The organism is Nostoc sp. C057, from assembly GCF_013393925.1.
Lineage (GTDB): Bacteria > Cyanobacteriota > Cyanobacteriia > Cyanobacteriales > Nostocaceae > Nostoc > Nostoc muscorum_A.
In genome coordinates this window covers 79,197-92,189 of the sequence record NZ_CP040282.1, presented here as the reverse complement: position 1 = coordinate 92,189, position 12,993 = coordinate 79,197, and the positions used below count along the sequence as shown (strand labels likewise).

Below are 12,993 nucleotides of genomic sequence, written 5' to 3'. Positions count from 1 at the left end.
AGCTAGGGTTAGAGATAGATTTTCTTTACGCAACTTAACAAAAACTCCGTAAGACAGACTGATGGCTACAGTCATGACAAAATCCCCAGTGGATGAATAGAAGCTGATTATCTTGTCAAACAACTGTGGAAAACAGTAGAAGTAGCTGTGGAAAGTCTGTGGAATCAGTTAGAAAAAGTAGAGCTAATGATAAGAATTGCAAAAAGTTACAATGTCAGCTCTGCAATTGTCAGGGGCTGAAAATACAGTAGATCCTATGCTACAGACAAATCTTTGGCTCAGTGACGACTCAAGTGGAAAAATTCTTTTTGCGTCACGTTGGAATAACCTCGTATGTAATTAACAACTTCCTTTGACGGTTACAAATCAAAATCAAGGCTGAATGTTTCCCCTGAAGAATCCTCTTCTTTCTCCTCTGCAAATGGAGTTGGAGTCAAAGACGTGAGTTGGTTTGATTCAGTATTAATAGGTGTGTCAGCTAAAAGTTGTGCAGGTAATCCAGCCTTGATAAAAACAAAATAGCAATCAACTATAAAGTAAAGCGTGTCCAGGTAACTTTTATCTAGTTTTTGCGATTCTGCAAATATGCGCTCTCGGTAATTATCTTTGAGGCGAACTTTTTCCGGTGCTAAGTCTTTTTTATCTGCCATAGTTATAACTTTACTTAGAAGATGTAGTAGTTGGATTCTTGCTGGTGATGGTTTTTGCCATCTCTAAAAGCCCAAAGACATTGGCTTCTACCGGATTGTCCAGGATTTTGAAGCCGTTTTTCTCCAACAGCTTCTTAAATCCAGGTAAGAGGCAACCTCCACCAATCGCCCAAATTTCATCACCTTGGTGTCTAGCATCAAGCGTCAGATTCACCACTTTCTTCAAGTATTTTTCATACCAATCTTTTAAGCAAGCGCTGTAAACATCTTTGATATCAATGTCCCGGCTGTACCGAGTATGCCCCATTTCCAGACAAAATCGGATTTTTGATGCATCCCCAATTTTTCCGCCATTTAAATGCTTCATCTTTTGGGAAATATCATTGATGAGAACTTCTACGCCAGTGGGGTAGGCGGTGTGAACTTCTCGTTTTCCTTGGTTGTAACGAGAATGCAGAGTCGTGCCATTGCCAAAATCTAAAATGGTTAATTTTTTTGGTAGTTGATGCCCAAACAATGCACCCATCCCTTCTAGTACGACTTTCAGGACTTCTATTTTCACGTCTGATTGTTTGCCAGCAAGTATTGGCTGATATTCTCCATTGAGTACTTTTTGTAGTTCTTCAGCCAGAGCAACATCATGTAAGCTGACGACTAATTTTAAATGCCAAGCCTTACGGTGTGGGAGATGTGCCAATGCACCGAACAAAGTCAATAATGCGTTATTGACTTTGTTTTCATTGTTATCAGTGTTTCGGTCAAAATAATTTCCTGTACGGAAAGCTGATTCTCCAACTGTGTAAGCATTACCGTTAAAAACTACCCTCCCTGGTACGTCTTCCATCTCGGCATTGGTTATATAGCTGGGGACACGAACTACTTCAAACCCTTCGACTAAAAGTTTAAGGCTTCCGTAACCGTTATCGAAACCCGCAGGAAAAATTTTTTGCAAGGTGTGAATGTTTGACATAAATACAAAAGTAATACACTTTGATTTGTGAAAATTATCTGTTGAAGTGATCTGCAAGGGCAAGAGAAAGAAGAATAAAATAACTTCCCCCTTCTTTCCTAATCTCAAGAGCTTATCATAACCCCTTGGGGGCTAAATGGGGTACAAAATGTTAATGAGTCAAATATACCCCATTTAGCACCTATATGTGCCCTATATAGGGGTCAAAAATTCACCAAAGTCTTGAACTAGTGTTGGGGTATATATAGCCCCCATATAACCCCCAATAAGAATTTTTGAAATCTTTTTTATCAACGTAACAGAAATTAATTTTAGAGCGTTGTTAACTCTTTGATTTATACTCTACTGTCAAGGTCTAAATTAGCTTTACGCAACGCAAGATGTCTAGCCAAAGCTCTGATACACTTGGAATTTACCTACGAGAAATTGGTCGCATTGATAGGCTATTACCTGAACAAGAAATTTTCTATGCAAGACTTGTAAGGTCTATGCTGGCACTTGAGCAGCAAAAGAATCTTCTTGTGCAACGGCTAAAGCGTTCTCCAAATGGGTCTAAACTCTCTGCCGAGGTGAATAAAACAGAAGCAGAATTAACCCAAATCCTTGAACAAGGGCAACTGGCAAAACATTTAATGATTACTGCCAACCTCCGTTTAGTAGTTGCAGTCGCTAAAAAATATCGTTGGAGTAAGCTGGAATTTTTGGATCTGATTCAAGAGGGAGCAATAGGTTTACAAAAAGCGGTAGAAAAATTTGAGCCGAATCGGGGCTATAAATTTTCTACTTATGCAAAAGGCGTGGATTCGGCAAGCAATTACCAGAGCAGTTGCAGAACAATCCCATACTATTCGCCTACCCCATGACCTGACCAAAAGATTGATGCAAATCAAAAAGGCACACGTTGAACTTTTTCAAACCTTGGGAAGAACACCCACTATTATAGAAATCGCTGAAGCTGTTGATGCATCACCTAAACAAGTTGCCGAATGCCTAAACGCATTTCGTCCGCTAGTTTCTTTAGAGCTAGGAATTGGAGAGGAGCAAGAAAACCAACTGCAAGAGATATTACCCGACGAAAGAATCTCTGCACAAGAGTATGTTGCTCTAGAATGTCTCCGATCAGATTTACAGGATTTATTAGCTACCTTGAAACCAAATCAACGCCAAGTCTTAATGTTACAGTTTGGGTTGTCGGGCGAGGACAAGTTGACAGCAAAACAGGTTGCACAAAAACTTAATCTCAGCCATTCCAAGGTACGCTCTGCTCATGGACAAGGTATCAAAGCTTTACGACGTGAGCAAGACAAAATTAAAGATTATTTGGCTAGTTAAAAACTGTTTATGGCAAAGAAGAAGGAATCGCTGTTGTTGAAAGTACTTCTGGCGTATTCAGTTCTAATCGCCGTTTGTTCACAATCGGGGCACTTACAGCACTTACGGCAGCTATGAGGTACGTCCTAAAAGCTGAAAGCGATGATAGGAGAGGGGCAAGGAGAAAACTATATTGCATAATAGCCGGAAGCGCTTTAACCTTAATTTTGATGATTGAAGGTCGCCCGTTATATTCTCCAACTATAGTTTCATTACACAATAATAATCCTGCTGAATTAAGTAGCTAGAACAATAAATGGCGTAGTAACGCAACATTAACTATATTACTGAGACGCATGAGGCTACACAGGTAATTGATACTTTTTTGTCCCTTGTGGCTACCACTCGTAAGTTTAGGATTAAGTTACTAGCTCAAATGACTCTAGATAAAGCTCCTATTAATCTGCTCGACTATTCCTACTAGACAGAGCAACGGATTCCCCTAGATTCTTGAAATAATATCTTGCATCTTTATTAAGCAAGGCTTTTAATAATTCCCCAACATAAATTATAAGTAAAATATTTTCTTATTTATAGTCAACACTTAAGATGTACTATGACCCTAAATATACTCTTCGTTAAAATTTACGTCTAGCAAGGAGAACAATCCTAAAGCCGACTTCCTTGATTTCACTTATTTAAAAATAAAAATACTAATGGCGAATAACGTTATTCGCTTCTGATAGTCCCTTATATAAATCTCAGAGACTAACAGTAAATCACCGTTTATTATCAGTAAATAACTATGACTCGTAGAATTATCGCACTGTTCAACCAAGCCGGAGGTGTAGGAAAAAGCACTCTTACTATGAATCTTGGTTATCATTTAGTACAACGAAATAATAAAGTATTACTTGTTGATATGGACCCACAAGGGTCATTGACGATGTTCATGGGTCTAGAGGCATCAGAGTTAGAGGATACAGTTTACAATGCAGTTGTCGATGGTGATGCCTTACCTATCAGCAAAAACATTCACGGTATGGATATTGCACCATCCAATATTGATTTGAGTGGTGCTGAACTGGGACTGGTTATGGCTGATATGCGAGATTTTAAGCTGAAGCAAGCCTTAGAACCAGTAGTAAATAACTATGACTTTATTTTGATAGACTGTCCACCTAGTCTAGGAATATTAAGCTACATTAGCTTAGTGGCAGCTACTCATGTCCTGATTCCTATTCAGACACATAACAAAGCACTTCGAGGAACAGAGCTACTATTTCAAACACTTGCTCGTGTTCAAAGGGGAGCAAACCAACAGCTTAAGGTTGCTGGTATCATTCCTACCATGTATGATGGACGCACCGCACAAGGTAATAGAAGCCTTGATTCTGTCCGTCAATTAGGAGCGCAAATCCCTGTTTACGAAACTATTCCTATTGCTATAGCTTTTGCGGATGCCTCTGAAAAACACATGCCTTTGGCACTTTATAATTCAAGCCATCCAACAGTAAAAGTTTTAGAAAAAATTGCTAAAAGTCTGGATACTTTACAATGACTAATAAGAAAAGCTCTGAGCCTGCCTATAAAGTCAAGGGTGTTGATTTACTATTTTTACAAAAAAATGAAACACCGCTAGAATCAGTTTTATTATCAGCTATTCATCTCCCCTCAAAACAACCTAGACGCTACTTTGATCTTGAGGCAATGGAAGCACTCACAGCATCAATTAGACAAAAAGGGGTGTTACAACCCCTTCTTGTTCGTCCCAAGGGGCAAAATCAATATGAACTCATTGCAGGTGAACGACGTTATCGCGCTGCCAAAGAAGCTAAGTTGGAAACAGTTCCAGTTATCATAAAGGATTTTTCCGACGAAGAAACTTTTGAAATCGCTCTTGTGGAAAATATCCAACGAGAGGATTTAAACCCTCTTGAAGAAACAGAAGGGATTTTAGACTTGTTATCCTTAAAACTTAATCAGTCAAGAGAAGCAGTCATCTCAGTGTTTCACGTAGTCTCTCACCCTGAGAGGGAGTCGGCGAATAACGTTATTCACAGTGATGAGTGGAAGGTAGTTTTGGATGTTTTTAACATCATAGGAAAATTTACTCCTAACAGTTTTCGTACTAATCGCTTACCATTACTCAATCTTCCAAAAGATATTTTGGAATATCTTCGCCAAGGAAAAATAGAATATACAAAAGCAAGAGAAATAGCCCGAATTAAAGACGATAGCCAGAGGGAAGAACTGTTAACATTAGCAATTACTGAAAAGTTATCTTTGAATCAAATTAAGGAGCGTATTAGCAGTATAAATACAGCCGTTACTAAAACAACGTCTGAAAAAAGCGCATTGTATCAAAGCCGTCTCAAGGCTATATCTGCAAAAGCCAAAAAGACTAAAGTATGGGATGACTCTAAAAAAACACAGAAGTTTGACAAGCTCCTCGCAGAAATAGAAAAACTTCTTGCAGAAGAATAGGTAGCAAAGCATAACCGATATTCACTCCTCCAATCATCTACTCCTGACGGAGGTATTCTTTGAAAATGAGTTTTCGATGACACTAATACTGGGCGTGTACCTTAGTATTTATGTACTATAATTGACTGAATTCCAATATTATAATAATGTGCGGCCTCTTCTAACAGGCAATGTCCACTCCCCCTAATCTTTCCCCTCAACAAGTAAGCGCCTTTCCTCAACACGAAACAATCACCGGAGTAGTAGAACGCCTAACTTTTTACTCTGCTGAATCGGGTTACACTGTGGCAAGGCTGACCCGTCCCCGTAGCACCGAACTGACAACAATTGTCGGCAGCTTTGCTAATATTCAGCCAGGTCAAACTCTACAGCTAACTGGTTTCTGGCGTGACCATCCACAATTTGGCCCCCAGTTCCAAGTAGTCAACTACAAAGAAACCAAACCAGCCACTCTCACCGGAATTGAGAAATATTTGGGCAGTGGACTGATCAAAGGTGTTGGCCCAGTCACAGCAAGACGCATTGTTGCCCACTTTGGTTTAGAAACCCTGGACATTATCGAAAACCAAATTGACCAGCTCATTGAAGTTCAAGGCATTGCCAAAAAGCGGATTAAGTTAATTAAAAATGCCTGGGAGACACAGAAAGCCATAAAAGAAGTGATGGTGTTTCTCCAAGGGCATGGCGTTTCTACCACTTATGCTGTGAAGATTTACAAGCAATATAAGGATGAAGCAATTGCCACTGTTACCAATAACCCTTATCAGTTAGCAGCCGACATTTACGGGATTGGTTTTCTAACTGCTGACAAGATTGCGAGAAATATAGGAATTGCGCCTGACTCAGAATTTCGTTACCGTGCGGGGATTATCCATTGCCTAAGTGAAGCTGCCGAAGATGGTCACTGTTACCTGCCACAAAGCGAACTGATTGAGTCGGTAATCAAACTGCTGACAACCGAATCTCATCAGCCCACAGAAGAAGCAATCGCACAAATCATCAAAGACATGGCTCTAACAGATGAACTGATTAGAGAGTGGGATGAGGATAAAACCCTACTTTGCTACAAACCGACTTACTTTCATACTGAACAGAATTTAGCTCAACTGATCCGCCAACGCTTAGAAAAGCCTGTTGATACTGACATTGAGCGCGTGCGTGATTGGATAGACCGCTTCACCGCTAGCCGTAAAATTCAGCTTTCAGAACAGCAACGCCAAGCTGTAGAAACAGCAGCTTATTCCAAAATCATGATCCTTACTGGTGGCCCTGGCGTTGGAAAAACTTTCACCACCCACACCATTGTCTCACTTTGGAAAGCAATGGGTAAATCTATTGCCCTGGCAGCACCAACTGGACGGGCTGCTCAACGTTTGGGTGAAATGACTGGGCTGGAAGCTAAAACTATTCATCGGTTGTTAGAATTTGACCCGCGCTCAAGGGGTTTCAAGCGTGATAGCGAAAATCCTTTGCCCCACACGGCAATTATCGCTGACGAAGCTTCGATGCTTGATTTGTTTCTGGCTTACTCCTTAGTTAAAGCAGTATTAGCTGGCGCTCTACTATTGTTGGTGGGTGACATAGACCAGCTACCATCTGTAGGGCCAGGTCAAATACTGGCTGATTTGATTAATTCTGGTCGTGTGCCAGTAGTGCGGTTAACTCAGGTATTCCGCCAAGCTCAAACAAGTGCAATTATCACTGCTGCTCATCAGATTAATCGAGGAATTTATCCCACGATTGAGCCAATCTCTGACAATCCTGTGTCCGACTGTATTTGGCATGGCGGCGGACATCAGCCCGAACATGGTGTACAGGCAATCTGCGAGTTGATTACCGATTTGATTCCACGCTTAGGTTTTAATCCTGCCACTGATGTCCAAGTGCTTTGCCCGATGACACGGGGAGTAATCGGGACTCGTAACCTGAACACAGTATTGCAGCAGTTGATCAACCCACCCAGCCCCAGCAAGGTGGAGATTAACAGAGGTGGAAATTTATTACGCGAGGGCGATCGCATCATCCAGCTAACCAATGACTACAACCGCGAAGTTTTCAACGGCGACTTGGGAATAATCCTCACCATTGATACTGTCGAGCAGGAAGTTACAGTACTGTATGGTGAGCGGACTGTGGTTTACGATTACGCTGACCTCAATGAAATTGCCCTTGCCTGGAGCGTGACTATTCATAAAAGCCAAGGCTCAGAATATCCGGTGATAGTTCTGCCAATCTATATGCAGCACTATATGATGTTGACCCGGAACCTGTTTTACACCGGGCTGACCCGTGCCAAGAAGTTAGCGATCGTGGTTGGAGCAAAAAAAGCGATATCTCTGGCGGTGCGCTCTACTGATGACCAACGGCGGTACACAAGGTTGAAGCAGAGGTTACTTCAGGCAGGACTGAATTGTTAAAAATAAAAAAGTTTATTGAATTATTTGATTTATACTTTTAAATCCCCTGGTAAAAAAAGCCGAAAAGTTTGTATGTCCAGCCTCAGTTCAGACATGGTTCGCATCTATTTGCAAGAAATTGGTCAATATCCTTTATTGAAGCCAGAGGAAGAAATTGCTTATGGTAGACAGGTACAGGAAATGATTGCCATTGAGCAATCTAAAAATGAACTCACTCAACAGCTAGAGCGTGAACCAACAATGACAGAATTAGCCAATGCTGTTGAAAAAACCGAAGCACAAGTCCGAGCAGCACTACACCTTGGTCAAAAAGCTAAACAAAAAATGGTGACAGCTAACCTGCGACTAGTAGTTTCTGTTGCCAAGAAATACCAGAACCGCAATTTGGAATTTTTAGATTTGATCCAAGAAGGAGCAATTGGTTTACAACGGGGTATAGAAAAGTTTGATCCCAACCGGGGCTATAAGCTATCGACTTACGCTTATTGGTGGATTCGTCAAGAGATTACACGCGCCATAGCAGAACAATCGCGCACTATTAGATTGCCTGTTCATCTCACTGAAATACTTACCAAAATTAAAAAAGTACAGCGAGAAAGTTTTCAAAAACTCGGTCGTCATGCCACTGCCGAAGAAATTGCAACACTCTTAAACATAAGCACAGATAAGCTTCGAGAATATCTCACTGCTTCTCGCACAGCCATTTCTTTAAATAAACAAGTCGGAGATGAAAAAGAGACAGAATTGGGCGAAATTTTAGCCAGCGATGCCGCTTCACCAGAAAAACTCCTTAGCCAAGAACTTCTATCGCAAGATGTAGCTAAATTCTTAGAACCATTGACACCTATACAGCGTCAAGTGTTGACTTTAAACTTTGGGCTAGAGAACGATCAGCATTTCAATCTAGCTCAGATTGGCCAACAGCTAAACCTCAGCCGAGAGCGGATTCGTCAAATCCAGGTCAAGGCGATAAGTATTCTCCGCCATCGACAAAGCGACATGCAAGAGTACTTAATTGATTAAGTAGAATTACTTTCGTCAGATGATGCACGGATCTTGTAGAACTAAGACGAAAAACTATATTAAAGAAGTAAGTCCACAACAGTAATCAGTCAATGCCCAGTAAAACAATTGATGTCCGAGAGTACACTGTCAGAGCGCACAAGCGGGAAATTCACACTCGCGTTTTTAACTTCGTATGTAAGCAGTGCGAACAACCCACGCAACGAGAAACGTTTGGTGTCCGACCGCTCTACTGTGAAATATGTCGTCCGCCACAAGCACCCAAGAAATCATTAGTCCCTATAGGCAAGAGGAAACCCAGAGCTATGACTTACAAGAGTGGGAAGGATATAGCTGGGTAATTTGTTGTCTCAGGGTTTTGAGCAATCGCCTTTTGGCTATGCATTACTAAAAAGAGTAAGAGGGAATGGCACGCTTGTTAATCGCAAAGCCCTGATATAACAAGATTTTGAGTGTGGGAAGTGTGGGGAGAGGGGAAAGGGCGGGAAGTGTGGGGAGGGTGGGGAGAAAGAGGAGAATTTGAATAACTGCACATCAATGAACGCTGCATTGCCTCCCACACCCCCACACCTGCCAGCAAGGAGGTTTCAGCTTTTCAAGCGTGCCATTCGAGTAAGAGGCTAGAAAGTAGATATAGTTACATCTGTGACAGGTTAAGATAAAATTATCAATCAGTTAAAATACTCAAAATCCCCTTGATAAGAATGATAATCGTGTATGGGTAGAGGGGGAGGAGCAATGCACCTTCTCCCGCTATATAGCAGTTGAAAATCTAGTCTAAACCCCAGTGGAGACAGGCTGTTAGTTCGGTATCGCTAACTTAAAAATTTTGTTGACGAACCCAATATTTTAGATAATATCAATCAATTACTATTACTTATTGACAAGAGCTAAATAGCTTTAACCTCTCACTGATGGGTCAAGCCTAAATGCAAAATCAGAACTTATCTTCACAGTGGCTCTCTCGTGCTGAAGGTAGCGCGATGGGAAAAGCCCTACGGGATCGAGTGCCGCGATCTAGCCATGAAGAGTGGAAACCTGCCCCCAATCGTCCTGACTGTGTTGCGCTGCTGGAGGAATCCAACCAAGGAAGATTGCTGGAATTAGTGCCGATTCGCTATGGACGAATGCTGAAATCTCCTTTTGCATTTCTGAGGGGGGCAGCGAATATCATGGCAGCCGATCTGAGCGAAACTCCCAAGACTGGAATCAAAGTACAGACTTGTGGAGACAGCCATTTGTCCAACTTTGGTGGATACGGTACACCAGAGAGAAATCTCGTCTTTGATGTCAATGACTTCGACGAAACCCTTTGGGCCCCTTGGGAATGGGATGTTAAGCGTTTAGCTGCAAGTATTGTGGTGGCAGGTAGATACCTCAAACTAAGAGACAAAATCAGTCGGGCAGCAGCGATGGCATCTGTGCAGTCCTACCGAGAACATATAAATGAGTACGCCCAAATGACTGCTCTGGAGGTATGGTATGCCCATATTGGGGTGGAATCGCTACTCACCTTTACTACTCACACTAAAGAACTAAATATTGTCAAAAGTGAAGTGAAAAAAGCAAGGGCATTCAAGCCTGTCTTGGATCTGCACAAATTAACTGAAACGGTGAAAGGACAGCGCCGTTTTATTGACAATCCTCCTTTATTATTCCATCCGTCACCTGGAGATCGCCTTGCATCAGAGATGTTATCTGTTTTTCAGAAATATCGGAAAACACTACGTGAGGATTCCCGTATTTTACTAGACCAATATCAGATTGTTGATGTAGCAATGAAGGTGGTAGGGGTTGGTAGTATCGGCACCCGTTGTGGTGTTGCGCTTTTGGTGACAGGAGATAACGATCCTTTATTCCTACAAATTAAGGAAGCTCGTGCTTCAGTTCTAGAACCCTATGCTGGGAAAAGCACTTACGAGAACCACGCCCAAAGGATTGTAGCGGGGGCAGCATTTGATGCAAGAAGCCAGCGATATCTTCCTGGGCTGGACAAAAGGCGATAGTGGTCATGACTTCTACCTGCGGCAACTCAGAGATATGAAAACTTCCGTCGAGATTGAAGGAATGTCGGAGACGGATTTGAGGGCTACTCCCATTTATGTGGTTGGGCGCTGGCGCACAGTCATGCTCGTTCGGGGAATCGATTTGCTATTAGTGGTTATCTCGGTCAAAGTGACACCTTTGAGCGGGCGATCGCTAATTTTGCAGTAGCTTACGCCGATCAGACCGAGGATGATTACAAAGCACTAGCTGATGCAGTTGCAGCAGGGCAGATCAAGGCAATCGAAGAATAATTTTGGACAAGGATTTGAATCCGAAATAATGAAGAAATTGAACGCAAATACAGCCCAGTATCCAACTAAAAAGCGATTTCGCCTGTTTCAGGGAATTTTACCAATGACCGGAGCCACCATTGGGAATGATATCGTTGCGGGTATTGTGCTAGCAGCACTGGGCATTCCTGAAGTCATGGGATACACAAAGATTGCCGGAACGCCCATTGCCACAGGTCTTTATACACTTATTCTTCCAGCCTTGGCGTTTGCGCTCTTTGGATCTTCTCGCCATTTAGTGGTCGCAGCCGACTCTGCAACAGCTTGCAATCCTGGCGGCTGGGCTATCAGGCTTGGCAGCGTTGGGGAGTTCCCAATATTTAGCGGATTCAGGATTAGTCGCCATTTTAGTAGCTGGACTTTTTACTGTTAGCACGCCTGTTTAGACTGGGTTTCTTAGCGGATTTTCTGTCGCGTACCGTGTTGGTAGGTTTCTTGACTGGGGTAGGAATTCAAGTGGCGATCGGTCAATTAGGTGGATTGTTGGATTTAAAAGGCGGGGGAATAATCCAATCCAGCAAATCATTAATACCTTTGAAGGTCTGCCCCATGCTAACCCATTAGCGATCGCTATTTCTCTAGCGGTCTTGATTACCATTAAACTATGCGACAGATTGCTTCCAAAATTTCCAGGTGCGTTGCTGGCTGTAATAGTAGCAATTCTTGCCAGTTGGCTGTTTAACTTTGCCAGTCATGGTGTTATGGTAGTTGGATCTATCCCTAGCGGACTGCCATCCTTTGGATTGCCAACTGTTGCTCTGAATGAAATTGGGCAATTATTTGGCATTGCCCTATCGTGCTGTATCGTCATTATTGCCCAAAGTGCAGCGACCTCACGCGCTTACGCCTTCCGATACAACGAGGATTTTAAAGAAAATATTGACCTTGAGGGTCTAGCTCTGGCGAATCTGGCGGCGGGGGTGAGTGGAACCTTTGTGGTGAATGGTAGCCCGACCAAAACTGAAATTGTTGACACAGCAGGAGGACAAAGCCAAGTAGCTCAACTGACTACAGTAGCAGTGGTGTTAATAGTCATCCTCTTCTTCACTCAACCAATTAGCTATTTGCCGAATGCGGTTTTAGCAGCAATTGTATTTTTGATTGGATTAAAATTGATTGACATTCAGGGGATGCGGGCAATATTTTCGACCCATCGTGAGGAGTTTTATCTTGCGCTCGTTACTACTGCTACAGTTGTTTTTATCGGTGTTAAAGAGGGCATTGTTTTAGCAATTATTTTGTCGCTGATTTTGCATGTGCGTCATAGTTACCGACCGCATTCAGCCATCATTATTCCCGATGCTCAGAGATTATGGCAGCCGATTCCTGTGCGTATCGGCAGTGTATCAGCATCTGGTCTGATCGTTTATCGGTTTAGTAGAGACTTGTTTTATGCTAACGCCAGCTTCTTTTCAGAGGAGGTGCAAAATCTCGTGAAAAATGCGGAATCACCCGTGCGGTGGTTTATTCTGGAGTCCAGAGCAATTACTGAAATCGACTACTCTGCATCGCAAACGATTCGGGATGTCGTCAAGGAATTATCCCTTCAGAACGTAACTTTTGTCGTGTCCGGTCTGTCGCCGGAGGTAAAAGTCCAGTTCGAGCGGGACGGGCTGACAGATTTAATCGGAGCTAATCGGTTTTTTAACCACTTAGAAGAGGCATTGGTGGCTTTCCACGAAGTTGGTAACGAACAATCAACTTAAAGGAATTACAAGTCACTGTGCGGTCGCTTATGAGCGACTAATGGTCAGACTACTAGGTAAAATTAAGCTAATAGTTGGTAATCAAGATAAAAA

General features: G+C 42.4%; 11 protein-coding genes and 2 pseudogenes. 11 read left to right on the top strand and 2 right to left on the bottom strand.

Annotated features, from left to right (window positions below; genetic code table 11):
• Nucleotides 1-359: 359 nt before the first annotated feature.
• A complete protein-coding gene (locus FD724_RS32100; protein WP_179075781.1) occupies nt 360-650 on the bottom strand; it encodes a hypothetical protein in 291 nt (96 codons plus the stop codon).
• Nucleotides 651-660: 10 nt separating this feature from the next.
• Nucleotides 661-1,620: a ParM/StbA family protein gene (locus FD724_RS32095; RefSeq protein ID WP_179075780.1), complete on the bottom strand. Its 960-nt coding sequence runs from the start codon at nt 1,618-1,620 to the stop codon at nt 661-663.
• Nucleotides 1,621-2,000: 380 nt separating this feature from the next.
• On the opposite strand from FD724_RS32095, the gene FD724_RS41760 reads away from it, so the two are divergent.
• From FD724_RS41760 to FD724_RS42195, 11 genes and pseudogenes are all read left to right on the top strand, one after another.
• A complete protein-coding gene (locus FD724_RS41760; protein WP_306297107.1) occupies nt 2,001-2,483 on the top strand; it encodes a sigma factor in 483 nt (160 codons plus the stop codon).
• A complete protein-coding gene (locus FD724_RS41755) occupies nt 2,407-2,952 on the top strand; it encodes a sigma-70 domain-containing protein (RefSeq protein ID WP_306297106.1) in 546 nt (181 codons plus the stop codon). The genes FD724_RS41760 and FD724_RS41755 overlap by 77 nt, the downstream gene beginning before the upstream one ends.
• A gap of 784 nt (nt 2,953-3,736) precedes the next feature.
• Nucleotides 3,737-4,492, top strand: a complete 756-nt coding sequence (locus FD724_RS32085; protein WP_179075779.1) for a ParA family protein — start codon at nt 3,737-3,739, stop codon at nt 4,490-4,492.
• On the top strand, nt 4,489-5,418 hold the full coding sequence (locus FD724_RS32080) for a ParB/RepB/Spo0J family partition protein (protein WP_179075778.1): 930 nt from the start codon (nt 4,489-4,491) through the stop codon (nt 5,416-5,418). The genes FD724_RS32085 and FD724_RS32080 overlap by 4 nt, the downstream gene beginning before the upstream one ends.
• Nucleotides 5,419-5,588: 170 nt before the next feature.
• On the top strand, nt 5,589-7,835 hold the full coding sequence (locus FD724_RS32075; RefSeq protein WP_179075777.1) for an ATP-dependent RecD-like DNA helicase: 2,247 nt from the start codon (nt 5,589-5,591) through the stop codon (nt 7,833-7,835).
• 72 nt (nt 7,836-7,907) lie between these two features.
• Nucleotides 7,908-8,858, top strand: a complete 951-nt coding sequence (locus tag FD724_RS32070) for an RNA polymerase sigma factor, RpoD/SigA family (RefSeq protein ID WP_179075776.1) — start codon at nt 7,908-7,910, stop codon at nt 8,856-8,858.
• Between the two features lie 92 nt (nt 8,859-8,950).
• Nucleotides 8,951-9,199, top strand: coding sequence for a hypothetical protein (locus FD724_RS32065; protein WP_179075775.1), 249 nt, complete (start codon nt 8,951-8,953; stop codon nt 9,197-9,199).
• Nucleotides 9,200-9,787: 588 nt separating this feature from the next.
• Nucleotides 9,788-11,155 (top strand): annotated as a pseudogene (locus tag FD724_RS32060) (DUF2252 domain-containing protein).
• A 28-nt stretch (nt 11,156-11,183) separates the two neighbouring features.
• Nucleotides 11,184-11,567: a SulP family inorganic anion transporter gene (locus FD724_RS41225; RefSeq protein ID WP_256874647.1), complete on the top strand. Its 384-nt coding sequence runs from the start codon at nt 11,184-11,186 to the stop codon at nt 11,565-11,567.
• A gap of 47 nt (nt 11,568-11,614) precedes the next feature.
• A pseudogene (locus FD724_RS42200) lies at nt 11,615-12,318 on the top strand (SulP family inorganic anion transporter); the annotation flags it as partial.
• Between the two features lie 6 nt (nt 12,319-12,324).
• Complete coding sequence (locus tag FD724_RS42195) at nt 12,325-12,900, top strand: STAS domain-containing protein (protein WP_372726540.1); 576 nt, start codon at nt 12,325-12,327, stop codon at nt 12,898-12,900.
• Nucleotides 12,901-12,993 lie beyond the last annotated feature (93 nt).

Bases quoted from the DNA above. Each gene is read 5' to 3' on its own strand.
- FD724_RS41225 (WP_256874647.1), top strand. From the start codon at position 11,184: ATGAAGAAATTGAACGCAAATACAGCCCAGTATCCAACTAAAAAGCGA.
- FD724_RS41755 (WP_306297106.1), top strand. From the start codon at position 2,407: ATGCAAAAGGCGTGGATTCGGCAAGCAATTACCAGAGCAGTTGCAGAA.
- FD724_RS32070 (WP_179075776.1), top strand. From the start codon at position 7,908: ATGTCCAGCCTCAGTTCAGACATGGTTCGCATCTATTTGCAAGAAATT.
- FD724_RS41760 (WP_306297107.1), top strand. From the start codon at position 2,001: ATGTCTAGCCAAAGCTCTGATACACTTGGAATTTACCTACGAGAAATT.
- FD724_RS32075 (WP_179075777.1), top strand. From the start codon at position 5,589: ATGTCCACTCCCCCTAATCTTTCCCCTCAACAAGTAAGCGCCTTTCCT.
- FD724_RS32080 (WP_179075778.1), top strand. From the start codon at position 4,489: ATGACTAATAAGAAAAGCTCTGAGCCTGCCTATAAAGTCAAGGGTGTT.
- FD724_RS42195 (WP_372726540.1), top strand. From the start codon at position 12,325: ATGCGGGCAATATTTTCGACCCATCGTGAGGAGTTTTATCTTGCGCTC.
- FD724_RS32095 (WP_179075780.1), bottom strand. From the start codon at position 1,620: ATGTCAAACATTCACACCTTGCAAAAAATTTTTCCTGCGGGTTTCGAT.
- FD724_RS32085 (WP_179075779.1), top strand. From the start codon at position 3,737: ATGACTCGTAGAATTATCGCACTGTTCAACCAAGCCGGAGGTGTAGGA.
- FD724_RS32065 (WP_179075775.1), top strand. From the start codon at position 8,951: ATGCCCAGTAAAACAATTGATGTCCGAGAGTACACTGTCAGAGCGCAC.
- FD724_RS32100 (WP_179075781.1), bottom strand. From the start codon at position 650: ATGGCAGATAAAAAAGACTTAGCACCGGAAAAAGTTCGCCTCAAAGAT.